This is a genomic window from Wenzhouxiangella sp. YN1, assembly GCF_056324145.1.
The window spans coordinates 312,921-338,928 of sequence record NZ_JBJNIO010000147.1; the positions used below are offsets into that span (position 1 = coordinate 312,921).

A 26,008-nucleotide genomic window follows, 5' to 3' on the forward strand; every position below is an offset into this window, starting at 1 on the left:
TGTGAAGTGTGAAGTGTGAAGTGTGAAGGGGGCCGGATGGGTTCTTGCATGTTTTCGAACGCATGGTGCCGTCCGTTCTGTGGGCGGCTCAAACGAAGTCGTTGCGGTGTGTTTTCTTCACACTTCACACTTCACAGTTAACAGTTAACACTCGAAAACCCGATCGCCATGAACTTCTTCGAGCACCAGGACAGAGCCCGCCGCCAGAGCACCTACCTGGTGGTGATGTTCGCCCTGGCGGTGCTGGCGATCATCGTCGCCGTCGACGCGCTGGTCTTTTTCGCCGTTGGCCCCGATCCGTTCGCCCTGTTCTGGGCGACGCTAGCCACCGGCGGCATCATCCTGGGGGCGAGCACGGTGCGGACTTTGCAGATGCGCGGCGGCGGTGGCGAGGTGGCCCAGTCCCTGGGCGGCACGCGCATCGATGCCTCGCCGTCGGATCCGCTCAGGCAGCGGCTGCGCAACGTGGTCGAGGAAATGGCCATTGCCGCCGGCGTGCCGGTGCCCGAGATCTACGTGCTCGAACACGAGCAGGGCATCAACGCCTTCGCCGCCGGGTTTTCTCCCGCCGACGCGGCAGTCGCGGTTACCCGCGGCACGCTCGAACACCTCGACCGTGACGAGCTGCAGGGCGTCATCGCCCACGAGTTCAGCCATATTCTCAACGGCGACATGCGCCTCAACATCCGCCTCATCGGCTTCCTGTTCGGTATTCTGGTGATCGCCATCATCGGCCGCAAGCTGCTTTTTTCGGCGCGTTATGCCCGCGATAGCCGCAACGCTGCGCCGGCGGTCATGGCCGGCCTCGCCGTCGTCGTGCTCGGCTACGTCGGCCTGTTTTTCGGCCGCTGGATCAAGGCCGCCGTCTCGCGCCAGCGCGAATTCCTGGCTGACGCCTCGGCGGTGCAGTTCACCCGCAATCCCGAGGGTATCGGCAACGCCCTGAAGAAGATCGGCGCGCTGCATGCCGGCTCCTTTCTGAGTACTGACAGCGAAGAGATCGGCCACATGCTGTTTTCACCCGGCATGGGCTACCAGATGTTCGCCACCCATCCGCCGCTGGAGCAGCGCATCAAGGCGATCGATCCCTCCTTCCGGCCCGAAGAGCTCAAGCAAATCGCGCGCCGGCTCGATCGCCACGCCCAGGCGCGCCGGGCCGAAGCCGAAGAGGCCTTGCGGCAGCGTCAGGCCCGCGAGGCGGCCGAGGGAATCGATCCGGCCCGCCTGGTCACCGACCTGGGCGGGCTGGCCGAGCAGATCGGCCAGCCGGGTCTGGAGCAGGCGCTGACCGCAGCCATGGTGGCGGTCGCCATTCCCGCTCCGCTCGAGCGCGCCGCGCATTCTGACGAATGGGCGCAGGAGCTGATCTGCAGCCTGCTGTTGAGCTCCGACGACGAGGTGCGCGAGCACCAGCTGCTGCAGATCGCGCGCAGCCTGGGTGGCGACAGCGAGGCGCAGGTGCGTCAGCTCCGCGCGGTGCTTGTCGATCAGCCGCGCTCGATGCGGCTGCCGCTGGTCACGATGGCTTTTCCCCAGCTTCGCCGTCGGCCCGAGGCCGAACTGCTGGCCTTCATGCGCCTGCTCGAAGCTCTGGCCGAGGCCGACGGCAGGGTAAGCCTTCACGAGTACGCGCTGACCCGGCTGGTCAACGCGATGGTGAGGGATGCCCTGCGCCCGGCGCGATCAGCCGCCGCCGGGCGCCGCAAGCTGGCCTCGCGCAGGCGCGAGGCAACCGAGCTGATGGCGGTACTGGCGCACTACGGCCATCCCGACGACCCAGCCGGCGCCGAATCCGCTTTCGCTGCCGGCATGTCCGAGCTGAGCGGGCAGGTGCCGCCGATGCCGCCGGTTGCGGCCGGGGTGGAGCGCCTCGACGAGCTGCTCGGGCGCCTCGATGAACTGCGGCCCCAGTCGAAGCACGCCCTGGTCGCCGCCCTGCTGTGCTGTGCCGCCGACGACGATCAGGTTGTCGACGACGAACTCGACCTGCTGCGCGTGATCTGCGCCCTGCTGCACGTGCCGCTGCCGCTGATGCACTAGCCGGTCAATGGGTGCGCTTGCCTACAGCCGTGAACCGCAATCACAGTCGATGCAGCTGGCCCATCAGCTCGAATCCTTCCAGGCGGGTATCGAGGTTGCGGCTCATTGCGATGACCTTGAATTTCTCGCCCATCTCGCCGGGCAGGGTCAGGCGCTTGAGCTCGCCGGCAAGCTGCAGGCGGACGGCGTCGTCTTCGGCCTGATCCACGGCTTCATGGGCGCCCAGCGCGAGCAGGAAACCCGCCTGAGTGGTGAAGCCGGCCACTTCCAGCCCGGCTGCGTGGCCGGCGTCGGCCACGGCGGTGAAGTCGACGAAGGCCGACAGGTCGGTCAGGCCGGGCCAGATGAAAGGGTCGAAATGAGCGCGATGGCGATAGTGGCCCACCAGCGTGCCTTCGGCGCGGTCGAGGTGGTAATACTCGGCGCGCGGGTAGCCGTAATCGACAAACAGCACCAGTCCGTGCGCCAGCGACCGGGTGACGGTGTCGACCCAGCCGGGCAGGTCGACGGCGATTTCGCTGGCGTAGCCCACAGGCAGCGGCTGGGAGAGCTGCCGCTGGAGATCACTGATCGCCTGGCCGACCCGCGGTTGCGGTGGGCGATGGGTCCAGCCGAAACGTTCGCCGTCAAAGCTCACGCACTGCTCGAGCGGGCCGTCCGGGCCGATCTCGAATCGGCTCACGGGCAGGGCGTCGATGACTTCGTTGCCGACAATCATGCCCGCAAACGACTCCTCGGGCGGGGCGTCGATCCAGCGCACTCGCTCGCGCAGTTGTTCCGGCAGCTCGGCCAGGGTTTCGCGCTGCACCTCGCGCAGCGGCGCGCTCGGCTCCAGAATCAGATACTCGCGCGGTGGCGAGCGCAATCCAGCGAGCAGGTCACGCGCCAGAGCACCCGAGCCCGGGCCCAGTTCCAGCAGGGTCCAGTCTGCACCGGTTGCGTTTGCAACCTGGTCGCACTGGCGTGCCAGCGCGGCAGAGAACAACCGGCCCTGTTCCGGCGCGGTGACGAAGTCGCCTGCCTGCCCGAACTTGTGCAGTCCGTTGACGTAGTAGCCCAGCCCCGGTTCGTACAATGCCATCGACATGAAGCGATCGAAAGGCATGGGGCCTTCACGCTCGATTTCAGCGATGATCCGGCGGCACAATCGTTCGCTCAGGGCCGCCAGCTCGGCGGGCGGCTCGGGCAACGACAGACAGGGAGTTCGGGATGACGGCAAGGGTAGAGGCACAGCGTGGACGTGTGGCAATTGTAACCGGCGCAGCGCGCCGTATCGGCGCGGCCATCGCGCGTGAGCTGCATGAACGCGGCCTCGATGTGGTCATCCACTATCGTGATTCAGGCGACGAAGCCCGCGCCCTGCGTGATGAGTTGCTCGAACTCCGGCGTGGGTCAGCCGCCCTGGTGCAGGCCAACCTGGCCGACGACGCGGCGCCGGAACGTATCCGCGATGCGGCCCTGGAAGCGTTCGGACGTTTCGACATCCTCGTCAACAATGCCTCGGCTTTCTATCCGACGCCGTTTGATTCGGCCTCACGGGTGCAGTGGGATGAGCTGATGGCCAGCAACCTGCGCGCGCCGTTTTTCCTGGCCCGGGCCTGTGCAGAAGAGCTGGCGGTGCGCGAAGGTGCGATCGTCAACATGGTCGATATTCACGGCCTGGTGCCGCTGCGCAACCACCCGATCTACAGCCAGGCCAAGGCCGGCCTGATCGCTCAGACGCGCTCGCTGGCGCGTGAGATGGCGCCGGCAGTGCGCGTCAATGGGGTGGCGCCCGGCGCCATTCTGTGGCCGGAAAATGAGCTGTCGCCGGAGGCCGGCCGGGAGATCCTCGAGCGCGTGCCGCTGGGGCGCCAGGGCCGCCCCGAAGACATCGCCGGTGCCGTCGCCTTTCTCGCCCTCGACGCCCCCTACATCACCGGCCAGATCCTCGCTGTCGACGGCGGGCGGCTGCTGAACATGTAGCTTGCCTGGACAAGCTCCTGCTGGGTGGGACGATCTCAGGGCCACCGCGATCAGAAACGCATCAGCCTCTACTTCAACAGCCGGGCAACGTCGCGAAAGCGCGGGTGCTTGGCGTCGCCCATGAGCTCGAACAGCGCCATTTCGACGTTGCTCAGGTGCACGCCGGCGGTTGCCATGCGGCGCAGGGCGATGTCGCGGTTGAACGCCGAGCGCGACGAGATCGCGTCGGCGATGACGTGCACCTCGTAGTTTTCAACGCGCAGGGCGGCCGCGGTCTGCCAGACGCAGACGTGGGCCTCGATGCCGGCCAGCAGAATGCGGTTACGTCCGGAGTCGCGGATGGCCTGGCGCAGCTGCGCGTCGCCCCAGCAGCCAAAGCTGCTCTTGGCACCGGGCGTGAACTCATCCAGCTTTTCGGCCAGCTCGGGCACGGTCGGGCCCAGCTTGTCGGGCAACTGCTCGGCCCAGACAACGGGAATATCGAGAATCCGGCAGGCCTCGACCAGAATGCCCTGCTGGCGGATCATCGCCTCGGATTCGTGCATGATCCGCGCGAGTTTGCCCTGAACATCGACGAGCAGGAGCAGGGCGTTCTCGGGAGTGGGGTGATCGATAAGAGGTTGCTTCATATCCTGTATGTCTGCGGGTGCCGGGCTGAATTATCAATGGCCAGGAATCAATGACCCAACAAGAATCAATGATCCAATAATGGTCAAAACGCGCCGGCGGTGGCTGTATCTTCCGTCGGGGGGGGTGATCATTGCATCAATGAAAATTGTCTGGTCATTGAGAATTGGTGATTGACAGCTCCATGCGCTGCAAGGTGCGATCGCCCTCGAACGCTTCCCAGTGCTCGGCAAAGGTCTGGCCCGTTTCCGGGTGCTCGACTTCCGGGGCGAGGTCGGCCAGGGGTTTGAGGACGTGTGCGTATTTGAGGATTTCGCCGCGCGGCAGCGTCAGGCCGTCGAAATCCCCGACCTTGTCGTCGTGCAGCAGAATGTCGATATCCAGCCTGCGGTCGGAAAACTTCGGCTGGCTGCGGTCGCGGCCGTAGGCGTCCTCCAGCTCGGTCAGCCAGCGCTTGAGCGCGGTCGGCGAGAGCCGGGTTTCGATGCGTGCCGCGCAGTTGAGGAAATCCGCTCCGGAAAAGCCGACGGCGGCCGAGCGGTACACCGGCGAGATCGCAGTGGCGGCAAAGTTGCGGTAAAGCTCGCGAACGCCGGCGCGGATGTTGGCCTCGGCGTCGCGGTTCGAGCCCAGGCCCAGATACACGATGCTCATGGTTGTCGCCCCCGCTCGATGCGTATGCCGACCGACTTCGAACCCCTGACCGCGCCCGGCTTGTCGAGTTCGAGGCGCAGCCACTCGACCGGAAACTCGGCCAGCACGATTTCCGCACAGCGCTCGGCCAGGGTCTCGACAAGCTGGAAGCTGCTCGATTCGACAAAGCCGATCAGCCGCTTGGCCACCGCCTTGTAGTCGAGCGCATCGTCGATCCGGTCGGTCGCGGCCGCCTTGCGATTGTCGCTGCTCATTTCCAGATTGAGCCGCACCGTCTGGCGAATCTTGCGCTCCCAGTCGTAGATGCCGATGACGGTCTCGATGTCGAGATCCTTGATGAAGACGATGTCCATGGGAATTAGTGTTCAGTGTGAAGTGTGAAGTGTGAAGTGTGAAGTGGGGGGTGCTCGGAGGTGGGTGCCTGTGTTTAGGGGCTGGTGTTAGGTGCTAGGTGCTAGATGGCAGATGATGGGCTATAACCACTTGTTTTATTAACACTTAACACTTAACACTTCACACTGAACACTTCACACTTCACACTTCCCCAGTTGCTCGATCGACCACCTCGGCTTGACTGCGATGATCCCGTCTCTCGTCGCCTCCCCCCGCCGATACCACCCGGCGTGGGCAATCATGGCGCCGTTGTCGGTGCACAGCTTCAGCGACGGATAATACACCTGCCCGGGCATGCGCCGCTGGAGTTCGGCGCGCAGGCGGGTGTTGGCGCTGACGCCGCCGGCGATCACCAGACGCTGCATGCGCGTATGCTTCAGCGCCCGCTGGCACTTGATGGCCAGAGTCTCGGCCACGGCCTGCTCGAAGCCAGCGGCGACGTCGGCAAAGTCTTCCGGCTGCAGGCGGGCAGCCAGCTCACGGGTGTGCGTCTTGAGCCCCGAAAAACTGAAATCCAGGCCGGGGCGGTTGACCATCGGTCGGGGAAAGTCGAAGCGGTCCGGATTGCCATCTGCGGCCAGGCGGGCCACTTCCGGCCCGCCCGGATACCCCAGGCCCAGCAGGCGTGCAGTCTTGTCGAAGGCCTCGCCGGCGGCGTCGTCAAGGGTTTCGCCGAGCAGGCGATAGTCGCCGAAGCGCTCGACGGCGACCAGCATGGTGTGCCCGCCGGAGACCAGCAGGGCGATAAAAGGAAACTCCGGCGCCGGCTCTTCCAGCAGGGGCGAGAGCAGGTGGCCCTCCATGTGGTGGACGGCAATTGCGGGTACATCCAGCGCTGCAGCCAGCGCCACTCCGGTGGCCGCGCCCACCAGCAGCGCGCCGGCCAGGCCCGGGCCGGCGGTGTAGGCCACCGCGTCAAGCGCAGCGGCAGGCATGCGTTCGCGGTCGAGCAGCTCGCGGATCATGCCGGGCAGCTTGCGGATATGGTCGCGCGAGGCCAGCTCCGGCACCACGCCGCCGTAGGCGGCATGGTCGGCCTGGGTGTAGACCAGGTCGCCAATCAAGCCGCGAGAGCCGCTGTAGAGGGCTACCCCGGTTTCGTCGCAGGACGTTTCGATGCCAATAATGTTTTGCACGTTGGGGAGTTGCCGGCTTATAATGGTCAGCTTTCCACAAGTTATGGACAGAGGATTTTAATGCCCAATGTAAAGGTCAAGGAAAATGAGCCCTTCGAGTACGCCCTGCGTCGCTTCAAGCGCTCCTGCGAGAAAGCCGGCGTGGTGTCCGAAGCGCGCCGCCGCGAGTTCTACGAAAAGCCCACGCAGGAACGCAAGCGCAAGAAGGCTGCAGCCGTCAAGCGCCACCTGCGCAAGATCTCGCGTGAGCGCGTGAACCGCAAGCGGCTCTACTGAGTCCATTGTAAGCAACTTCTCGGCAAAGCGGGCCGGTCATGTCGCTGAAAACACAGATCAACGATGACGTCAAGCAGGCGATGCGTTCCGGTGAAAAGGAACGCCTCAAGACCCTGCGCATGGTGACCGCTGCGATCAAGCAGCGCGAGGTCGACGAGCGCGCCGAGCCTGACGACACGCAGGTTCTGGCCCTGATCGAGAAGATGATCAAGCAGCGTCGGGAATCGGCCGCGCAATACCGCGCGGGTGATCGCCCCGACCTGGCTGAGGTCGAAGAGGCCGAGATCCGGATTCTCGAGCCTTATCTGCCCGAGCAGCTTTCCGACGACGAGCTGGCCGGGATTGTCGATGCCACCATCGCCGAGGCCGGGGCCACCGGAATGAGTGCCATGGGCCAGGTCATGGGCCTGCTCAAGCCCCGCGTGCAGGGTCGCGCGGACATGGGCGAGGTCTCCAGGCTGGTGCGCTCGCGACTGGCAGGCTGAGCGCGGCGCTGCCGTGGCCGGCCGGATCCCCGAAGAATTCATCGAATCCCTGCTGGAGCGGACCGATATCGTCGAGATTGTCGGCGCCCGCGTTGATCTCAAGCCCGCCGGGCGCGGCGAGCACAAGGCCCTTTGCCCCTTTCACGACGAGAAGACGCCGTCTTTTACGGTCAGCGCCGACAAGCAGTTCTACCACTGTTTCGGCTGCGGCGCGCACGGTTCGGCCATCGGTTTCATGATGCAGCACGACGGCCTGGAGTTTCCGGCCGCGATCGAGGAGCTGGCGCACATTGCCGGCCTCGAAGTGCCCCGTGAGGGCGGTCATGTTCCGGTCAAGAAAAACGATCGTCTGTATCAGGCGCTGAATCAGGCGCAGGCCTGGTTTCGCCGCCAGCTCGGGCACAGCGAGCCGGCGCGCCACTATCTGAAATCACGCGGTTTCGACAAGGCCAGCGTGGATGAATTCGGCATCGGCTACGCGCCGGATGCCTGGCAGGCTCTGGCCGACTTTCTCATCAGCGAGGGGTTCGGGCCGCAGGAGCTCGAGGAGGCCGGTCTGGTGACCCGCCGTGACGGCCGCGTGACCGACAAGTTTCGCGACCGCGTGATGTTCCCGATCCACGACCGCCGCGGCCGCGTGATTGCCTTTGGTGGTCGCAGCCTGGGTGAGCGCGGGCCAAAGTACATGAACTCGCCCGAGACCCCGGTCTTTCACAAGGGCCGTGAACTCTACCGGCTGTTCCAGGTGCGCCGCGGCGGTCTGCCGTCGCGTATTCTGGTGGTCGAGGGCTACATGGATGCCGCCGCGCTGTTCCAGTTCGGCTTCGACAACGCCGTTGCCACCCTGGGTACCTCGGTGACATCCGAGCACATGAGCCTGCTGTTTCGCGCCTCCCCGGTGGTAGTGTTCTGTTTTGACGGCGACCGGGCCGGGCGCCAGGCAGCCTGGCGCGGCCTGGAAGCAGCGCTGCCCGAACTCAAATCCAACCGTGAGGTGCGATTTCTGTTCCTGCCCGAGGGCGAAGACCCGGATTCGCTGCTGCGCAGCCGCGGAACGGATACCATGGCGCGGTTACTTGATGAGGCGCGGCCGCTGTCGACGTTCTTTTTCGACCACCTGGCCGAGCCGCTGGACATGACAAGCATTGACGGTCGCGCGCGCCTGGTGGCGCTGGCCGAGCCTTATCTGGCCAAGCTGCCGTCGGGCGCTTTTGCCGATATGATGCGCGACGAGCTGGTTCGCCGGGCAGGCCACGGCGGGCGCATTCAGCCTGAGCCGCCGGTACCGCCGCAGGCCCCGGGCGCGGGCAGCGGCTCGAATGATCGACCGCTGACGCCGGTGCAGTACGCCGTGGCCCTGATTGTGCACCGTCCGAGCCTGGCCGCCGAGGTTGAAAAAGAGGCGTTGGCCGGGCCGGCGACGCCGCGCGGAGTGGAATTTCTGCGCGAATTGATTGACTTTTGCCGTCACAAGCCCCAGTTTTCTACGGCTATGCTTCTGGAGGCCTGGCGAGATCGTCGAGAAGCACCCTGGATGGCCCGTCTGGCGGCCCGGGATGTGCGTGGCGTGATCGCCGATCCGGATGAAATGTCGATGGCGCTGGCGCAAACTCTAGCCAGAATACGTCGTCAAATGATACAGACACGAATACGAGAGCTTCAGCAGGCCCAACTGAATGAAGGGGGGCTCGATGAAGACCAGACCAGCGAGCTGCGCCGGCTGCTGATTGAGCGCACCCAAGACAGATGAATCATGAAAGCCGAAACCGTACCAATGGAAAACGCACCGCGACCGTCCCAGCTCAAGCAGCTGATCCAGCAAGGCCGTGATCAGGGCAACTGGCTGACCTACACCCAGGTCAACGACCATCTGCCCGGCGATATCGTCGATCCCGAACAGATCGAGGATATCGTCAACATGATCAACGACATGGGCATCAAGGTCTTCGAGGAAGAACCCGAAGATGCCGATGCGCTGATCCTCAACGACTCGGCCAGCACGGACAGCGACGATGAGGCCGCCCAGGCAGATGCCGAGGCCGCGCTGGTGGCAGTGGAAACCGAGCTGGGAAGAACCACCGACCCGGTGCGCATGTACATGCGCGAAATGGGCTCGGTTTCCCTGTTGACCCGCGAAGACGAAATCGACATTGCCAAGCGCATCGAGGACGGCCTCAACCAGGTCAACCAGGCGCTGGCGCGATTCCCGGGCACCATCGAGACCCTGCTCGAACACGTTGATTCCTGGAAGGAAGGCAATCTGCGCCTCAACGAGCTGGTCAGCGGCTTCATCAACCCCACTTTGCTGGCGGAAATGGAGCTCATTTCCGACGATGCGATGGAAGCGGCGGTCGAGGAAGAGGCCGAGTTCATCGACGAAGACGAAGAGATCGACGAAGACAAGCCGGCGCCGACGGTCAATACCATGCCCTCGCCCGAGCAGGTCAGCCAGTTCTTCGACGAGATGCGCAAGCTGCACGAGCGCTTCGTCACGCTCTATGACCGTTATGGCGCCAACAGCCCCAAGGCCTCGGAGCTGCGCAACCTCATCGGCGAGCAGTTCATGCGCCTGAAGCTGCCGCCGCGCCTGTTCGATTACCTGATCGACCGCATGCGTTTTCAGGTGGCGCGCACGCGCGATCTGGAGCGCTCGATCATGCGCATCTGTGTCGAGCGCTGCGGCATGCCGCGCAAGGAGTTCATCACCAGCTTCCGCGAAAATGCAGGCGATCCGGAGTGGCTCGAAGGCCTTCTCCGACGCCGCAGCAAGTGGGCCCAGGCCATCAAGGAGCACGCCGAAGAAATTGCCGGCCTGCAGGAGCGCCTGGCCCGCTTCGAGCACGACCAGCGCATTCCCGCCGGGGCGCTGCTCGAGGTCAACCGCGCCATGTCCATCGGCGAGGCCAAGGCCCGGCGCGCCAAGAAGGAAATGGTCGAGGCCAACCTGCGGCTCGTGATCTCGATCGCCAAGAAATACACCAACCGCGGCCTGCAGTTCCTGGACCTGATTCAGGAAGGCAATATCGGTCTGATGAAGGCTGTCGACAAGTTCGAATACCGCCGCGGCTTCAAGTTCTCGACCTATGCCACCTGGTGGATTCGTCAGGCCATCACTCGTTCGATTGCCGACCAGGCGCGTACCATCCGCATTCCGGTGCACATGATCGAGACCATAAACAAGCTCAACCGCGTCTCGCGCCAGATGCTGCAGGAAATGGGCCGCGAGCCCACGCCAGAAGAGCTGTCCGAGCGCATGGAAATGCCCGAAGACCGGGTGCGCAAGGTGCTCAAGATCGCCAAGGAGCCGATCTCCATGGAGACGCCCATCGGTGACGACGAGGATTCGCATCTGGGTGATTTCATCGAAGACGCCAATATTCTCTCGCCAGTCGATACCGCAACCACCACCGGCCTGACCGATACGGTTCAGAAGGTGCTTTCGGGTCTGACCCCGCGCGAGGCCAAGGTGTTGCGCATGCGCTTCGGTATCGACATGAACACCGACCACACCCTTGAAGAGGTGGGCAAGCAGTTTGATGTCACCCGCGAGCGCATCCGGCAGATAGAGGCCAAGGCGCTGCGAAAGCTGCGCCACCCGACGCGCTCGGAACAGCTCAGGAGCTTCCTCGATCTCGAATGACGCGGCGTCGCGTCACGCCGGCGCCTGCGCTTTCCCGCCCGCATTTTGCGGGCGTTTTCCTGCACTTGACCGGCTCGCTGCCCGGGGGTACGTTGAACAGCCCCATTCCCCAAGCAGGAAAGAACGATGTTCAGCAAGCGTGATCAGAAGAAGTCCGAACCCAGGCCTGAACGCAGCAGCGCCGAAGCCGCTGATGCACCGCGCCCGGCGCCACGCGCTGCCAGCGCCAGCGGCACGGCCATGATCGGCCCGTCGATCCATGTCGACGGCAAACTCAAAGGGGAAGAGGATCTGGTCATCGAAGGCCAGGTCAAGGGGACCGTCGAGCTCAAGAGCAACAGCGTGACCATCGGCAGCCAGGGGGATGTTGCCGCTGATATCTACGCTCACTCGATCTTTGTCGACGGCAGCATGGACGGCAATCTCGTTGCCTCCGAGCAGGTCGTGATCCGCAAGTCGGCCCGCGTCAAGGGCAGCATCGCCGCCCCCAGGGTGAGCCTGGAAGACGGCGCTCAGTTCAACGGCTCGATCGACATGGACAGCCAGGGCGACACCCTGGGCAAGGCCTTTTCAGGCCAGAAGTCCGGCGCCGGTTCGGGGGCAGGCGCCAGCGCCGGGGGGGCGCATTCGGGCACGAGTGCCGATACCGCCGACTCCGGCAAGGCAGCGGACAAGCAGGCAGCCAGTCGCTGAGGCCCGACCGGGAATTTACCTGAATGCACAGCAGCAACGCCGCCGGGCCGCTTGAAGAGAGCGGCCCGCAGCCGATACGCGCGCCGCTTTTTTCCATGGCCGTGGAGGCCTTCGAGGACGATCGCCGGCACGTGGTGCTCGACCTGGGCCGGGCGCGGGCCGGCACCGTGGAGCTGTTCAGCAACTATCGCTGTCGCCTGGACGTGGCTGACCTGCCGGCCCGGCTGCCGGCACTGCCGGACCCCGACGACGACGCGCAGGGCCCGGACGCCGTCGAGCGCTGGCTTGATGGCCTGCTGCCGCCGGCGCGCGGCGAGGCGGTCGATCTGGTGCTGTGCTGGAATCTGCTCAACTACCTGTCACCCGGCGTCATCGAGGCGCTGGGCCGGCGTCTGGCCGAGCGCGCCTCCGGGCAGGCGCGGCTGCACGCCCTGATCGAGTACCAGGCCAGGCACATGCCGGCCGTGCCGGCTTCCTTCGCTCCGGCCGGGCTCGAATTGCTCGCCGATTCGGCCGCAGCGGATGACGCCACGGTCCCCGCGCCGCGCTACAGCCCCAACGAGCTCGAAAAACGGCTGCCCGGTTTTACCTCGGAAAAGACCATGCTGCTGGGCAACGGCATGCAGGAATATCTTTACCGGCGTTGAGTGCTTGTATACTGGCTCCCTGTCATCAGTCTTGATCTGGAGGTTTTGTAGATGAGCGATGTGCGACTGGCAATAATTTATTACAGCACCTATGGCACCAACCACGCCATGGCAGAGGTTGCCGCCGAAGCTGCTGAGCAGGCCAATGCGCAGGTACGCTTGCGCAAGGCTAGGGAAACCGCACCGGCCGAGGTTGTCGCCGGACAGCCTGCCTGGCAGGCGCAAGCTGACAAGACCGCCGAAATTCCCGAGGCAAGCCTGGACGACATGGAGTGGGCCAACGCCTATCTGTTCAGCGCGCCGACCCGTTTCGGAACGATGGCCAGCCAGATGCGCGCCTTTATCGACACGCTCGGCCCGCTCTGGCAGAAGGGCGCGCTGGCCAACAAGGCGGTCAGCGCCATGAGCAGCGCGCAGAACATGCACGGCGGCCAGGAAACCACACTGATGGGAATGTACACCACCTTCATGCACTGGGGCGCCATCATCGTGCCGCCAGGCTATGCCGATGAGGTCATCTATGCCTCCGGCGGCAATCCTTACGGGGCCAGCGTCACCGCAAGCAGTGAAGGCCTCGATAATGAATTGAAGGCATCCATTGCCTTTCAGAGCAAGCGACTGGTCGAATTCGCCGCCAGAATTGCCGGCTGAGCCAGGCCGCGCCGCGCCTGCCGGCGCTTTCGGCAGGCGCGCTCCCGCTCAGCCGCCGTCGACGGGAACGGCTTGTGCCAGATGGGTGCGAAGCTCGGCTTCGTCCATGGCCGCCAGCATTTCCCGGGCCTCCGCCAGGTCGGCGGCATACAGATCCCCTTTCAGCACATCCGTCGATCCAAGCCGGCTGAAAATCAGCATGACGCGGCCATAGGAGGCATCGAGCACCGCGGCCTGCCACGTCTGGCCATGCTCGTCTTCGAAGCTGTGCATTGCATTACCTGAAGCTTTCCAATCAGGTAAACGTTAGCACGCCAGGCGCAGCAAGGATGTGGCGCGTTTGACCGGCATCAACACCCGGCGTCGTCCAGGCAGTAGCATGGATGCGACGGGGTGATTGCCCGGCCGCGGTAATCAACGTGGATTCAAGCAACCCAAGGAGAGGACATGAGCCTTCTGACTCAGGAACAGACCGAGCGCCTGACCGAGCTGATGGACGAGCGCTACGAGCGCGAGCTCGAAGAAATCAACGCGATTGCCGCGCGCACCAAAGACGAGCGCCGCCAGCAGGCGCTCGCCAGCCGATCGGCAGACAGCGTCGACAGCGTGCTGGCCCAGATCGTGCGGGCCTCCGATTACGCCGTCGTGCAGCAGGATATCGAAGACGTGCGCGACATCATCGCCGCGCGCAAGCGCCTGGCCGACGGCGTCTACGGCATCTGCATCGACTGCGATCAGGGCATCCGCTACGTCCGCCTGCTGGCTCACCCCACGGCCAAGCGCTGTATCGACTGTCAGCGCGAGCACGAGAAAAGAAAGCAGGCATAGTGTTGCCGATTCAGCCGGGTCGGGAAGCACTTCCTCAAACCACGAAGCGCAAGAAGAGCCGGCAAGACCGGCCTTCTTGAGCTTTTTCACCTCTTCGTGTGTTTCGCGACCTGCGTGGTGAAATCCTGGCCCCGGTCACGCGCGCGCTGCCACAGGTGCGCGCTGGTCAGCGGCGCCGTGGCGAAACCCCGAGATGATGCGATCTAGCTGCTGCTGTTCCTGTTCGATCAGGAAGGCGTCGTGGCCCTGCGGTGCTTTCAGCCAGGCGAGCTCGGCGCCTGGCAGGGCGTCAGCCAGGGCCTGTTGATCGCGCGGTGGGTAGAGCAGGTCGGAGGTAATGCCCACGATCAGCGTGCGCGCGCGGACCGACCTCAGCGCCTTGCGCCAGCCCCATCGGCCGCGGCCGATATCGTGGCCGTCCATGGCGTCCATCAAGCGCCGATAACTGACTGCATCAAAGCGCTCATCGAGCGCGCGGCCGTGGTAGTCGAGCCAGCCCTGCGCGGTACGCTGGTTGCCGGCCTCGGGGCCGAAGCGCGCATCCAGATTGTCCCAGTGCCGATAGCTGAGCATGGCGATCATGCGCGCCAGCTGCAGGTCGCCGTGGATCTCCAGCGCCCGGCGCTGGGCGTGGTTGAGCGCCGCCGCCCAGGCGCTCTGGCGCGCCGGCGCGGCGATCGCAATGGCCGCGGCCACCCGCTCGGGATGGCCAACCGCCCATTCAAGCACTTGCATGCCGCCGAGCGATCCGCCGATCACCATCTTCAGGCGCGCAATCCCCAGGGCATCGAGCAGCAGCCGCTGCACCTTCACCATGTCGCGCACCGAAACGGCCGGAAAGCCGCTGGCCTGCAGGCGGATGTTGTCGCCGCTGGCCGGCCCGGTGGTGTCGCCGCTGCCGCCGAACACGTCGGCGGCAATGATGAAGTCGGCGTCCGGATCCAGGCTGCGCCCGGGGCCGAACAGGCCGGGCCACCAGCGGTCGACGTGGCGATCACCGGTCAGCGCCGGGCAGACCAGCACGGCGTTCGAGGCGCCGGCATTCAGCCGGCCCCAGGTCCGAAAGGCAATATCCAGGCGCGACAGGCGGCCGCCGCCCTCCAGCGGCGGCGGGTTCTCGATGGTGATGACGCGATTGCTGCTGTTCATGCCGCAACTGCCAGCCCGGCGCGCTCGAACGCCGTGGCGAAGTCGTCGATGATGTCGTCGATATGCTCGATGCCAACCGACACCCGGATCAGCTCGCTGGACACGCCGGCGGCCCGGCGCTCGTCCTCGCCAAGCTGCTGGTGGGTGGTGCTGGCCGGGTGAATCACCAGGGTCTTGGCATCACCGACGTTGGCCAGGTGGCTGGCCAGCTCGACGCTGTCGATAAAGCGGCGTCCGGCCGCCTCGCCGCCGCGAATGCCGAAAGTCAGCACCGCGCCGAAGCCGTGCCTGAGGTAGCGCCTGGCGCGCTCGTGCGAGGGGTGTTCGGGCAGGCCGGGGTAGTTGACCCATTCCACCGCCGGGTGCTGCTGCAGCCACTCGGCCAGCGTCTGGGTGTTGTCGACGTGGCGCTGCACCCGCAGCGACAGGGTCTCGAGGCCTTGCAGCAGCAAAAAGCTGTTGAACGGACTCTGCGAAGGCCCGAGGTCGCGCAGGCCCTCGACGCGGGCACGGACGGCAAACGCGATATTGCCGAAAGGGCTGTCGGGCCCGAAGGCTTGCCAGAAATTCAGACCGTGGTAGCCGGGCGCCGGCTCGGTAAACAGCGGGAAGCGACCGTTGCCCCAGTCGAAGCTGCCGGCATCGACAATCACGCCGCCCATCGAGGTACCGTGCCCGCCGATCCACTTGGTGGCCGAGGCCACCACGATATCGGCGCCGTGGTCGATCGGCCGGGCCAGATAGCCGCCGGCGCCAAAGGTGTTGTCCACAATCAGCGGCAGGCCGTGCTTTTTGGCGAGCGCCGACAGGCCCTCGAAATCCGGAATCCGGAATCCGGGGTTGCCTATCGTTTCGACAAAGATCGCGCGCGTGCTCTCATCGATCTGCGCCTCGAAAGCGGCCAGATCTTCGTCGGCAACCAGGCGCACGTCGATGCCCAGCCGCGGCAGGGCGACCTTGAACTGGTTCCAGGTGCCGCCGTAGAGCGATGCTGCCGCCACGATGTTGTCGCCGGCCTGAGCCAGCGTGGCAATCGCGATCAACTGCGCCGCCTGACCCGACGCCGTGGCCAGAGCGGCCACGCCGCCTTCGAGCGCGGCGACGCGCTTTTCGAATACCTCCGTGGTCGGGTTGGTGATGCGCGCGTAGATGTTGCCGAACTCCTCGAGCGCAAACAGCCGCGCGCCGTGTTCGGTGTTGTTGAAGGTATAGGAGGTGGTCTGGTAGATCGGCACCGCCCGCGCGTTGGTGCCGGGCGCGGGCTCCTGGCCGGCGTGCACCTGCAGGGTCTCGAATCGTCTTGGTTTTTCGTTGCTCATGGTCTGTCTCCTCGTTGCGTGTCGTCGTTTCAGCCGGCCCCGAAGCGTTCGGGCCGGCCGGATGTCCGCAGCGGAAAGACAGATGAAGGCAATGGACAAGAAAAAACCCGCACCGGCCAGGCCGCTGCGGGTTTTCGTGAAGCGCTTGTTCTCGAGCTTTCAGAACACAGCCGTACACGCATCCGCAGCAAAGGCTTGCAGACACATGCACATCGGGCAGCTGTAATTCCGTAAGAAGGGCTCGTTCATGCGTTTATCTTATGCTCGAAACACCGACGGCTGTCAAGCCCGCCCGCACACGGCATAATGAAAGCCTTGGGTAAGAAGCACCGTTGAATACGCATGCCGCGTTACATTCTCGATCTGTCGATCAGTACTGAAACGCTTCTGCGCCATTACCGCGGGCAGGCGGTTTCGGTGACCGCCACGGATCGCCACGGACGCCGCGTCCGCTTTCCCGCCGCTGCCCTGCGCGCGCACGTGACCGACGCCGGGATCCGCGGAACCTTCTGCCTGGAAACCGATGACGAGCATCGGTTGATCGGGTTGTACCGGTTGGCCGGGCAGGGTGCATCCGGCGGGAATGTTCCGGGAGCAAGTCAATGATCATCGACCCGGCCGCTGGCAGACCCGCCGGCGGCGGCAGCTTGGGCCTGTTCCGGTTTCTGCGGGAAGCTTTTTGCTGAACGTCAGGTTATTGGGGGTCTCATGACAGTCTGGATGGTGCGATCGGCTTCCGGCGGACGCCATCGGCAGCAGGAAAGTCCGCAACCTGGTGGGCGGCCGCCACACCAGCGACAAGGGTTTTTCGCGTCCGCCGACGGGTTTGCCAAGGACCCTCGCCACGAGCCCGAGCGCCCCGATATCCCGCTGATGCTGTGGGACCTGGACGATCTGGTTCAGGCACTGGTCGAGAACTACGACCATGCCGATCAGGTCCCGGGATTCTTGTGCGGAGGTTTACTTCTGCTGGGAATCAAGTGTTCCGTCAGCCTGTGCCGCCTTTTTACCCCGGAGTCTTGATGGGTTCGCACGGGCCAGATATCGAATATCGAGTTTTTCACGATAGCCGTCCAAGGGCGCCGGGCTGTTCCTGCTGAACCGCCTCAATGTTCGAGCCAAGGGCTGACGCTGGCCCTGATGGCCACCCTGGCTATGGTGTTGACCACCAGGCCCCTTCCAGCAAGCGTATGACCCCATGGGTCGAGATCAGTACATGAAACAAGTCACCCTTGTGGATGTGACAGTTGTCAGTATTGTGCTAGGCTTTCAGTAACGGGCTTATGCTCGAGACGCCATGGAGGCCATGACCATGTTGAACACAGCCATTCCTGCCGACACCCTGCGCGAATCCATGCCCGCTGCTTTCCGCGTGGCCATTCGCACTCTGGCTGCGTGGGGGTTTACCCACGACGAAATGGCCGCGACATTGGGCCTGGAGTCTCGCACTCTGTATCGCTATAAGCGCCAGGGGCTTCCGACACGGGCGATTTCGCCCGGCCTGATCGAACGAACCTCCTATGTCCTCGGTATCGAGAAGGCGCTGGAGATTCTCCTCGCCGGTGAGCCTGAACAGGAGGAGCATGACATCCGGCGGTGGGTCAACTCGCCGTCAGATGCCCCGCTTTTCGCCGGCCATCCTCCGAAAGGACGCCTGACCACCGGTCGCGCGGCGGATCTGTTTCAGGTGCGCCAGTATCTCGATGGCTGGCGGGGCGGAGATTTTGCCTGAACGTCTGCCCGATCACTTTCGACAAGCCCTGCCCGAAACCCGGAACTGGTATCGTGTCGTCCCGTCGCGCTTTCCACCTGTTCAGCTTTGGGATCGCCTGGCCAGCCGCGAGGAATTGAACGCCGTCGCTGCCGTGGAAAGCGCAACGAACGCGCGTCTCATTGAGAGTGTGGGCGACATCAGTCGGGTCCCGGAACACGACTGGATTTTTGGCCCGGGTGCCAGCCCGGTCATGGCCGCGTTTTGCCATCCTTCACCCCAGGGCAGTCGGTTCTCGAGCGGAGAATATGGCGTCTACTACGCGGCTGATTCGGTTGATGCCGCGGCGACTGAAGTCGCCTACCACCGCCGTCGGTGGTTTATGGATAATCGGATTCGGCCGCGCACGGATACCTACCGCTGCTACATCGGATCCGTTGCCAAACCGCTGGTGGATATCCGTGAGGAAGCTGCCCCGCGCGTGTTGCACGATACAGGCAGCTGGCAGGCATCCAGGAGTTTCGGAGCCGCATGCCGTCGGAACGGGCGCTGGGGGATTCATTTCGCCAGTGTTCGCTCAGAGGGCGCTGAATGCGTTGCCCTCTTCCGGCCACCGGCCTCGTCACCTGTCATCCAGGGGTGTCACCTAACCATGGAATGGGATGGCGAGCATGTTCTGGGTTGGGAAAGAATGGACCGATGAGTTGCTGACAATAAGACAGTTGCCGGGGGCAACGACCGCAAGCCGCGGTGGAGTGGCCGCTTTATGGCTTCTACGGCCCCCTCTAGGGCCTAAACCATAACATGTCCGCCTTTTATCCCATAAGCTGTCCGAAAGTCAACCTTTAGCGCTATGGAGTGCGCGTTGCGGGCGTCCCCTCCCCAATTTCCACCCCCCAGACTCCTCGATCAGGAGTGCTAGGCGCCACCCGGAGCCCATGCTCGCCTTTCGCCACCCTTGCAGGGAGCTCGCCCCCAGGCGCTCCAATCCATCGCGGGCCGCACGTGCCCGTTGCAACGGGTGCGGTGCCCAATTAATGGAAAGGGCAGGCGCTCGTTTGTGCCGACGAGGCTTGTTTGACTATCATTCGATCTGTGTAGCACGTCTAATGACGATATCGTGGAGGGCTGCGTCATGGCTGGTCCAACCGAATACGAACAGTTCGCCATGTCTGGCCGGGATTTTCGGTTCTACGCGTTTCAAGCCCTTGGCGGCAGCCACTCGATCACCGACATGCTCCAGATGATCAGCCGCGGCTTTCCCTCCGGCAAGGTGATCGGGCTGGTCGCGGAGTACGGGATTCCGGAGGCCCTGCTGCAAAAAGCGCTCCATATGTCCCCCAGCACCTTTCAGCGGCGAAAACGCGGTGGCGGTTTTACCGCCGACGAATCGGATCTCGACCGTGAACGCCGTCACGAGGCGTTCTGTGGGCCCGGGCTGGTGTGTTGGGGGGAGAATTTGGGCCGGCACCTGAGTTAAGCTGACGCGGGCACAATAGGGGCAACCGATGACCCAAGACGACATCAGAAAGCTGCTGTGGGAAGCGGCCGACAACCTGCGCATCCATCTGGATGCCGCCACCTACAAGCACCCGGTGCTGGGGCTGATCTTCCTCAAGTACGTCTCCGACCGCTTCGAGCTGCGGCGCAGCAACCTCGACCGCTGGGCCCGGGACCCGGAGAGCGAGTATTTCGTCGGCGAGGATCAGGCCGAGTACATCGTTGAGGATCGCGACGCCTACGACGAGGCCAATGTCTTCTGGGTGCCTCAGGAGGCGCGCTGGCAGCATATCCGCGATAGCGCCAAGTCGCCGCAGATCGCCAAGCTGCTGGATGAGGCCATGCGCGCCATCGAGCGCGAGAACGACTCGCTCAAGGGCGTGCTCTACAAGGATTTCGCCAAGCTCGAGGTCGAACCGCACGTCTTCGGCAAGCTCATCGATATTTTCTCCGGACTGAGCTTCGACGCCGACGAGCACCACGCCCAGGACGTCTTCGGCGAGGTCTACGAGTATTTTCTCGGCCAGTTCGCGCTCAAGGAAGGCCAGAAAGCCGGCCAGTTCTACACTCCGCGCTCGGTCGTGCGCCTGATGGTCGAGATCCTCGCGCCCTGGAAGGGCCGCATCTACGACCCCTGCATGGGCTCGGGCGGGATGTTCGTCTACTCGGAGAAGTTCGTCGGCGCCCACGAGGGCCAGATCGACAATCTCTCGGTCTACGGCCAGGAGTCCAACCCGGCCACTTGGCGTCTGGCCTGCATGAACCTGGCCATCCGCGGTATCGACTACAGCTTCGGCAAGGCCGCCGACACCTTCCGCAACGACCAGCACCCGCACTTGAAGGTCGACTACATCCTCACCAATCCCCCATTCAATGTGAAGGCCTGGGGCGCCGACGTGCTGGCCGACGACCCGCGCTGGCAATACGGTCTGCCGCCGGCAAATAACGCCAACTACGCCTGGCTGCAGCACATGCTCTCCAAGCTCAACGCCAACGGCCGCATGGGTACGGTACTGGCCAATGGCTCGATGACGTCCACCACCGGCGGCGAGGGCGACATCCGGAAAGCCTTGGTCGACAACGACCTGGTCGAGTGCATGGTCGCCCTGCCGGGCCAGCTGTTCACCAACACCCAGATCCCCGCCTGCCTGTGGTTCCTGGCCCGCAACAAGGCACCACACACCGGCCAGGACGGCGAGTTTACGGGCGACGTCACCGGCAAGGTGCTGTTTATTGACTGCCGCAAGCTGGGTGGCAAGCAGCTTTCCCGCACCCAGATCGCCTTTACGGAGGAAGAGCTCGAGAAGATCGCCCGGACTTATCACAACTGGCGCGGCAGCCCTTGGGCCGACGGTGGCTACGAAGACGAGGAAGGGTTCTGCAAGTCCACCACCCTCGAGGATATTGCCGAGCACGGCTACGCGCTGACGCCGGGGCGGTATGTCGGTGCTTCGCTGGACGAAGATCCGGATGCGGAGCCGTTTGAGGAGGCGTTTCCCAAGCTGGTTTCGGAGATTGGAGACTTGTTTGCTCAGGGCACCAAGCTTGAGAGTTCAATCCTGAAGCAGCTCACCGAGATGCAGAATGAATGAATTTGATTGGCCAAGCGTCCGCTTCAGTGATTTGCTTGAAGGTGGAACTCGAAACGGTATTTACAAGAAAAAGGAATTCCACGGTTCGGGTGTGAAGGTCGTAAATATGGGGGAGTTGTTCGCCCATCCCCGCTTGTTCAGTGTTCCGATGAAGCGCCTTGAGCTAACCGAAAAGGAGTTACAGAAGTCTCAGCTTGCGCAAGGAGATTTGCTCTTTGCCCGACGCTCTCTAACTGCTGAAGGCGCTGGCAAATGCTCTATCGTCATGGATGTCGACGAGCCCACTGTGTTTGAATCATCCATTATTCGTGCGAGACTAGCCCCAAGTCGAAGCGACAGCCTTTTTTATTATTATTTCTTCAACTCACCCCAAGGAAAGAGTGCGCTAGAGTCGATCAGAAGGCAGGTGGCTGTTGCCGGCATTACCGGCGGTGACTTAGTCAAGTTAGAAGTGCCTGCCCCACCGTTGGATGTTCAGCGGGGTGTATCGACAGCATTGGGGCTCTTTGACGAAAAGATCGAACTTAACCGCTTAACCGCCCGTACATTGGAGGAACTGGCCCAGCGCCTGTTCAAGAGCTGGTTCGTGGACTTCGGCCCCGTCCGCGCCAAAATGGCCGGCCGCCAGCCCGCCCACACACCCCCAGAAATCGCCGACCTCTTCCCCGACCGCCTCGTCGACTCCACCCTCGGCCCGATTCCGGAGGGGTGGGATGTGGCGACATTTGATGATATTGCCGAGAACGTGCGAGATTCTGTAAAGGCAGAAGAGATTCAGCCGGATGCGATCTATGTGGGCCTGGAGCATTTTTCAGCAAAGAGCTTGACGCTGGCTCAGGTCGGAATTGGAGAAGAAGTAACAAGCAATAAATCGCGGTTTCAAAGGGGAGACCTGCTCTTTGGGAAGCTGCGCCCCTACTTCCACAAGATCTCAGTAGCTCACACAGATGGCATTTGTTCTACCGACGTATTGGTAATCCGACCAAAAACTGAAGCACTCAAAGCGTACTGTTATCTCGGTTTTTTTCAGGAATCCGTAGTCGATTACGCGACACAGAGAAGTACCGGCACAAGAATGCCTCGAGCCAACTGGAAAACTCTGAGCGAATTTCCGGTTGCGCTCCCTCCTATAGAGCTCCAGCATGCGTTCAATGCGCTAGTCCTGCCAATGATTGAGAGAATGTTCATTATGGTGAATGAGTCTGAAACGCTCGCCCAGCTCCGCGACCGCCTCCTTCCCAAACTGATCAGCGGCGAGATCCGAGTGTCTGAAGCACAGGAAATTGCCGAAGAGAGCGTTTCATGAGTATCGATACATCCCGCAACTACTGGTTCGTCGGCGCCTCCTGGGGTGGCACCGAGGACAAGACTGACGAGCTGATCGAGCAGGGTATCTGGCGATTCTGGCCCGGCCCGGAAGGGAAGAACGCCTACGAAGACAAGATCCGCTCGATGAAGCCGGGCGATCTGATCGCCATCAAGTCTGCATACGTTCGCAAGCATGACCTGCCCTTCGATAACCAGGCGAACCCCGTTTCAGTGATGGCGATCAAGGCGATCGGCGAGATTACAGAGAATCTGGACGACGGCCTGCATGTGAAAGTAGACTGGGAGGAGCGCTTCGATCCGCCCAAGGAGTGGTTTTTCTATACCGCGCGTTTTTCGGTCTGGAAGATGAAAAAGGACGACTGGGCAGCTCAGGGTCTTATCCGTTTTGCTTTCGAGGATGAGCCGCAGGACATCGAGCGCTTCCTGCGACACCCCTATTGGCAGCACCGTTACGGATATTCCGGTGGCAGCTCGCGCTTTGCCTGGACGCAGTTCTACCAAGCCTTTGCCGATCGCCTTGCCGAGTTTCATGACCGTCGAGGAGACTTGATCAAGGGCCTAGAGCGGCTGTCACAACGTTTCCATTGGCTGAATTACCTTCGTGAGCCCGATTCTAGTCGCGAGAGCGGGTTCTTGGATGATATTTGCCCGTTTACGTTCATGGGTGCCTTCAATCGGGGAATGACCGTTGAGAATCGCCGCAGCGTTGCGGCCGCTCTAGCCGAGCTGATCGGGGTCGAGGCGGAAGTGCCCGAGTCCTTCGATGGCATTCCAGTGATGAACAATCAGAGTGCTTGGTTCTTCGCTTTCAAGAAGCGACGCCAGCCAACTGATATCGATGGTCTGTGGGATATGTTCCGAACGGCGCTGCAATATGCCGATGCCGCTGAGGGCGAGCAGGATGCCGGTGGGTTTGCCGAGGCGTTTGATCGCACGATCTCCCAGCGCAAGGTTGCCTGGACTCTCACGATGGGCCTCTACTGGATACGCCCCTGGGAGTTCGTGCCCCTCGATCAGAATACGCGTCAGTACCTAAATGCGAGCTTTGGGATTACGCTCCCGCGAAAGATCGGAACCGATCACTTTGCTGGCCAGGACTACCTCGATCTAACCGAGGATCTCAAGGCCCGTTTCGAGGAGGATTCTTCCCCGGTTCACAGCATCCCGGAGCTTTCCTATGCCGCCTGGGGACAGGGCCGGGTGGCGGAAGAAACTCATGATGGTTACGAGGCCGATGATGCCGAGGAGCTGTCCAAAGAGGCAGCGCGGCTTGAAACAGAACCCTATGGCATTGGCGACATTGAGGCGGAAGGTTGTTTCCTGCCTACAGAGGAGCTTGAGAGTCTAATCAAGAGGATCATTCAAAAGAAGAATATCATCCTGCAGGGTACGCCCGGGACCGGCAAGACCTGGCTGTCGAAGCGCTTGGCCTACGCGCTGATGGGGCAGCGTAACGAGCATTGCCTGACGGCCGTTCAGTTCCATCCCACCCTGTCCTACGAGGATTTCGTTCGCGGCTGGCGGCCCGCTGCCGGTGGTCGGCTGACGCTTAGTGATGGGCCGCTGATGCAGGCGATTCGCCGGGCCGCCGAGAAGCCCGATTCAATGCAGGTGGTGGTTATCGAGGAAATCAACCGCGGGAACCCGGCCCAGATCTTCGGGGAAATGCTCACCTTGATCGAGGGCGACAAACGCAAGCCCGAGGACGCGCTTCGCTTGAGCCATATGCACGAAGGGGAAGCGCCAGTTCACGTGCCCCCGAATCTTTATCTGATCGGCACCATGAATATCGCCGACCGATCCTTGGCGCTTGTCGATTTGGCACTGCGGCGAAGATTCGCATTCATCGACCTGGCGCCGCAGTTCAATCAAGCTTGGGCAAATTGGTTGGAGAATGAAGGTGGCATTGATCGACGACTGGTGGATGATATCGGTATGCGCATGCGAAAACTCAATGACGCCATTGCTGCTGATGGGGCGCTTGGTGCCAATTTCCGCGTGGGGCACAGCTACGTGACGCCCGGTGCCGGCGATCGCGTTCGCGATCCCGTCTCCTGGTTCCGTGCTGTGGTCGAGACCGAAATCGGGCCGTTGCTAGAGGAATACTGGTTCGACCGCCCCGAGCGCGCCCAAGAAGAGACGGCGCGGCTGCTGGCGGGCTGGTAGGGCTGATTTGATGCTTGAAGCGGCGGTCAGAGACGGCATCCCGGTCCGCAACCTGTGGTTGCTGATGTTCTACGCCTCCGACCTACGCCATCTGGGTGAACAAAGGGCTGGCACGGAGAAAACGCCGGATGAGTTGCCCGATATGGTGGCCGAAGTGCTTTGCCACTACGTTGCTCGCCGTCTCCGCAAGAACCTGAGCCGCAGCTATGTTGGCCGGGAAGCCGAACTAGCGCGCGTGCGAGGGCAGATCGACCATCTCGAGACTGCCCGAAAGCGCCTGTTTGAAAGGGGGCGCGTGGCCTGCCGTTTCGAGGAGTTGACGCTCAATACCTCGCGCAATTGCTACGTGCGTGGCGCATTGGGGCACCTGGCCAACCTGGTGGCCGACCGCGAACTCGGCAAGAACTGCCGGATGCTGGCCGGGCAGCTGCTGCAGCTGGGCGTGACCGACCCGGTGCCGACGCGGGCGCAGATTCTGAAGGAGCGCTTCGGCCGGCACGATGCCGAGGACCGGCCGATGGTTTCCGCTGCGCGGCTGGCATTCGATTTGAAGATACCGACCGAGCAGGCCGGCGAGCACCGGCTCTTGAAGCCCCATGACGACATGCACTGGTTGCGTCGACTGTTCGAGAAAGCGGTTGCAGGCTTCTACAAGGTCACTCTTGAGCCGCATGGCTGGAGGGTGCGCAGCAGCCAACAGCATCAGTGGCCGACTGAGGATGCCACCGCCGGCATGGCCGACATTCTGCCCGGCATGGAGACCGATATTGTTCTGGAGCAACGGGAAAGCGGGCGTCGGATTATTATCGACATCAAGTTTGCGTCCGTCCTCCAGCGCGGCCGATATGACGTTACGCGGCTGAAAAGCCGCTACCTCTACCAGCTCTACGCCTACCTGCGCACCCAAGAAGATAGCGATTCCATGGCGGACAGCGCTGAAGGCATGCTGCTGCACCCGGCTATCGACTTCGACCTGGATGAGGCGGTCACTGTCCAGGGTCACCGAATGCGCTTCGCGACAGTCGACCTGGCCGCGGAAACCGCAGAAATCCGACGCACCCTGCTGCGAGCTACGATCAAATCTGGTGTATGAGCTGACTTGAAAGCGGCGGCAACCCCTGCTGAAATTAGAGATGACGAAGTCACTGATTTCAGACAAGGAGAATGCCGCCATGAGCAACGATACGACAGTTCCATTCCTGAATCC

27 protein-coding genes are annotated in these 26,008 nt (G+C 62.9%); 19 read left to right on the forward strand and 8 right to left on the reverse strand.

The window, feature by feature from the left end:
* Positions 1–168 precede the first annotated feature (168 nt).
* Positions 169–2,040 (forward strand): M48 family metallopeptidase, encoded by a 1,872-nt coding sequence (locus ACEWQZ_RS08665; protein ID WP_476482680.1) that lies wholly within the window; start codon positions 169–171, stop codon positions 2,038–2,040.
* A gap of 40 nt (positions 2,041–2,080) precedes the next feature.
* On the opposite strand, the gene ACEWQZ_RS08670 is transcribed toward ACEWQZ_RS08665, so the two are convergent.
* Positions 2,081–3,229 (reverse strand): class I SAM-dependent methyltransferase, encoded by a 1,149-nt coding sequence (locus ACEWQZ_RS08670; RefSeq protein WP_476482681.1) that lies wholly within the window; start codon positions 3,227–3,229, stop codon positions 2,081–2,083.
* A gap of 20 nt (positions 3,230–3,249) precedes the next feature.
* On the opposite strand from ACEWQZ_RS08670, the gene ACEWQZ_RS08675 reads away from it, so the two are divergent.
* The gene (locus tag ACEWQZ_RS08675; protein ID WP_476482682.1) at positions 3,250–4,005 is read left to right on the forward strand and encodes a pteridine reductase; all 756 of its coding nucleotides are present in this window, start codon (positions 3,250–3,252) and stop codon (positions 4,003–4,005) included.
* 68 nt (positions 4,006–4,073) lie between these two features.
* On the opposite strand, the gene ACEWQZ_RS08680 is transcribed toward ACEWQZ_RS08675, so the two are convergent.
* The 4 genes from ACEWQZ_RS08680 to tsaD all read right to left on the reverse strand — a co-directional run bounded on the left by ACEWQZ_RS08680 (position 4,074) and on the right by tsaD (position 6,815).
* Positions 4,074–4,634: a hydrolase gene (locus ACEWQZ_RS08680; RefSeq protein WP_476482683.1), complete on the reverse strand. Its 561-nt coding sequence runs from the start codon at positions 4,632–4,634 to the stop codon at positions 4,074–4,076.
* Between the two features lie 154 nt (positions 4,635–4,788).
* Positions 4,789–5,286 carry a 2-amino-4-hydroxy-6-hydroxymethyldihydropteridine diphosphokinase gene (folK, locus tag ACEWQZ_RS08685; protein WP_476482684.1) on the reverse strand — a complete coding sequence of 166 codons (498 nt, stop codon included), beginning with the start codon at positions 5,284–5,286 and terminating at the stop codon, positions 4,789–4,791.
* Complete coding sequence (gene folB, locus ACEWQZ_RS08690; protein WP_476482685.1) at positions 5,283–5,639, reverse strand: dihydroneopterin aldolase; 357 nt, start codon at positions 5,637–5,639, stop codon at positions 5,283–5,285. The genes folK and folB overlap by 4 nt, the downstream gene beginning before the upstream one ends.
* Positions 5,640–5,813: 174 nt before the next feature.
* The gene (tsaD, locus tag ACEWQZ_RS08695) at positions 5,814–6,815 is read right to left on the reverse strand and encodes a tRNA (adenosine(37)-N6)-threonylcarbamoyltransferase complex transferase subunit TsaD (RefSeq protein WP_476482686.1); all 1,002 of its coding nucleotides are present in this window, start codon (positions 6,813–6,815) and stop codon (positions 5,814–5,816) included.
* A gap of 60 nt (positions 6,816–6,875) precedes the next feature.
* Here tsaD and rpsU point away from each other — a divergent pair, with 60 nt between their 5' ends.
* From rpsU to wrbA, 7 genes are all read left to right on the forward strand, one after another.
* On the forward strand, positions 6,876–7,091 hold the full coding sequence (rpsU, locus tag ACEWQZ_RS08700; protein ID WP_476482687.1) for a 30S ribosomal protein S21: 216 nt from the start codon (positions 6,876–6,878) through the stop codon (positions 7,089–7,091).
* A 38-nt stretch (positions 7,092–7,129) separates the two neighbouring features.
* Positions 7,130–7,576 (forward strand): GatB/YqeY domain-containing protein, encoded by a 447-nt coding sequence (locus tag ACEWQZ_RS08705; RefSeq protein ID WP_476482688.1) that lies wholly within the window; start codon positions 7,130–7,132, stop codon positions 7,574–7,576.
* 13 nt (positions 7,577–7,589) lie between these two features.
* A complete protein-coding gene (gene dnaG / locus ACEWQZ_RS08710) occupies positions 7,590–9,326 on the forward strand; it encodes a DNA primase (protein WP_476482689.1) in 1,737 nt (578 codons plus the stop codon).
* A gap of 24 nt (positions 9,327–9,350) precedes the next feature.
* A complete protein-coding gene (gene rpoD, locus ACEWQZ_RS08715) occupies positions 9,351–11,216 on the forward strand; it encodes an RNA polymerase sigma factor RpoD (protein ID WP_476482714.1) in 1,866 nt (621 codons plus the stop codon).
* 126 nt (positions 11,217–11,342) lie between these two features.
* A complete protein-coding gene (locus tag ACEWQZ_RS08720) occupies positions 11,343–11,909 on the forward strand; it encodes a bactofilin family protein (protein WP_476482690.1) in 567 nt (188 codons plus the stop codon).
* 23 nt (positions 11,910–11,932) lie between these two features.
* Entirely contained in the window at positions 11,933–12,556 is a 624-nt protein-coding gene (locus tag ACEWQZ_RS08725; protein ID WP_476482691.1) for a hypothetical protein, read from the forward strand.
* Between the two features lie 51 nt (positions 12,557–12,607).
* Positions 12,608–13,207 carry an NAD(P)H:quinone oxidoreductase gene (gene wrbA / locus ACEWQZ_RS08730; protein WP_476482692.1) on the forward strand — a complete coding sequence of 200 codons (600 nt, stop codon included), beginning with the start codon at positions 12,608–12,610 and terminating at the stop codon, positions 13,205–13,207.
* Positions 13,208–13,255: 48 nt separating this feature from the next.
* Here the strand turns inward: wrbA and ACEWQZ_RS08735 are convergent, their stop codons facing one another.
* Positions 13,256–13,480, reverse strand: a complete 225-nt coding sequence (locus tag ACEWQZ_RS08735; RefSeq protein WP_476482693.1) for a hypothetical protein — start codon at positions 13,478–13,480, stop codon at positions 13,256–13,258.
* Positions 13,481–13,654: 174 nt separating this feature from the next.
* Between ACEWQZ_RS08735 and ACEWQZ_RS08740 the strand changes: the two genes are divergently transcribed.
* A complete protein-coding gene (locus ACEWQZ_RS08740; RefSeq protein WP_476482694.1) occupies positions 13,655–14,035 on the forward strand; it encodes a TraR/DksA family transcriptional regulator in 381 nt (126 codons plus the stop codon).
* A gap of 135 nt (positions 14,036–14,170) precedes the next feature.
* Here ACEWQZ_RS08740 and ACEWQZ_RS08745 read toward each other — a convergent pair whose 3' ends face one another.
* Entirely contained in the window at positions 14,171–15,184 is a 1,014-nt protein-coding gene (locus tag ACEWQZ_RS08745; RefSeq protein WP_476482695.1) for a homoserine O-acetyltransferase family protein, read from the reverse strand.
* Positions 15,181–16,503, reverse strand: a complete 1,323-nt coding sequence (locus ACEWQZ_RS08750) for an O-acetylhomoserine aminocarboxypropyltransferase/cysteine synthase family protein (protein WP_476482696.1) — start codon at positions 16,501–16,503, stop codon at positions 15,181–15,183. The genes ACEWQZ_RS08745 and ACEWQZ_RS08750 overlap by 4 nt, the downstream gene beginning before the upstream one ends.
* 342 nt (positions 16,504–16,845) lie before the next feature.
* Here ACEWQZ_RS08750 and ACEWQZ_RS08755 point away from each other — a divergent pair, with 342 nt between their 5' ends.
* The 9 genes from ACEWQZ_RS08755 (at position 16,846) to mcrC (ending at position 25,894) form a co-directional block, all read left to right on the forward strand.
* Positions 16,846–17,109, forward strand: a complete 264-nt coding sequence (locus ACEWQZ_RS08755; protein ID WP_476482697.1) for a DUF2835 domain-containing protein — start codon at positions 16,846–16,848, stop codon at positions 17,107–17,109.
* 102 nt (positions 17,110–17,211) lie between these two features.
* Positions 17,212–17,526 carry a hypothetical protein gene (locus tag ACEWQZ_RS08760; protein ID WP_476482698.1) on the forward strand — a complete coding sequence of 105 codons (315 nt, stop codon included), beginning with the start codon at positions 17,212–17,214 and terminating at the stop codon, positions 17,524–17,526.
* A gap of 283 nt (positions 17,527–17,809) precedes the next feature.
* Complete coding sequence (locus tag ACEWQZ_RS08765) at positions 17,810–18,235, forward strand: antitoxin Xre-like helix-turn-helix domain-containing protein (RefSeq protein ID WP_476482699.1); 426 nt, start codon at positions 17,810–17,812, stop codon at positions 18,233–18,235.
* Positions 18,228–18,917 carry an RES family NAD+ phosphorylase gene (locus ACEWQZ_RS08770; protein WP_476482700.1) on the forward strand — a complete coding sequence of 230 codons (690 nt, stop codon included), beginning with the start codon at positions 18,228–18,230 and terminating at the stop codon, positions 18,915–18,917. Before ACEWQZ_RS08765 ends, ACEWQZ_RS08770 begins: the two co-directional genes overlap by 8 nt.
* A gap of 432 nt (positions 18,918–19,349) precedes the next feature.
* Positions 19,350–19,694 carry an antitoxin Xre-like helix-turn-helix domain-containing protein gene (locus ACEWQZ_RS08775; protein ID WP_476482701.1) on the forward strand — a complete coding sequence of 115 codons (345 nt, stop codon included), beginning with the start codon at positions 19,350–19,352 and terminating at the stop codon, positions 19,692–19,694.
* A gap of 28 nt (positions 19,695–19,722) precedes the next feature.
* Positions 19,723–21,306 carry a class I SAM-dependent DNA methyltransferase gene (locus ACEWQZ_RS08780; RefSeq protein WP_476482702.1) on the forward strand — a complete coding sequence of 528 codons (1,584 nt, stop codon included), beginning with the start codon at positions 19,723–19,725 and terminating at the stop codon, positions 21,304–21,306.
* Complete coding sequence (locus tag ACEWQZ_RS08785) at positions 21,299–22,612, forward strand: restriction endonuclease subunit S (RefSeq protein ID WP_476482703.1); 1,314 nt, start codon at positions 21,299–21,301, stop codon at positions 22,610–22,612. The genes ACEWQZ_RS08780 and ACEWQZ_RS08785 overlap by 8 nt, the downstream gene beginning before the upstream one ends.
* Complete coding sequence (locus ACEWQZ_RS08790; protein WP_476482704.1) at positions 22,609–24,801, forward strand: AAA family ATPase; 2,193 nt, start codon at positions 22,609–22,611, stop codon at positions 24,799–24,801. The genes ACEWQZ_RS08785 and ACEWQZ_RS08790 overlap by 4 nt, the downstream gene beginning before the upstream one ends.
* Before the next feature lie 10 nt (positions 24,802–24,811).
* On the forward strand, positions 24,812–25,894 hold the full coding sequence (gene mcrC, locus ACEWQZ_RS08795; RefSeq protein WP_476482705.1) for a 5-methylcytosine-specific restriction endonuclease system specificity protein McrC: 1,083 nt from the start codon (positions 24,812–24,814) through the stop codon (positions 25,892–25,894).
* Positions 25,895–26,008: the final 114 nt, after the last annotated feature.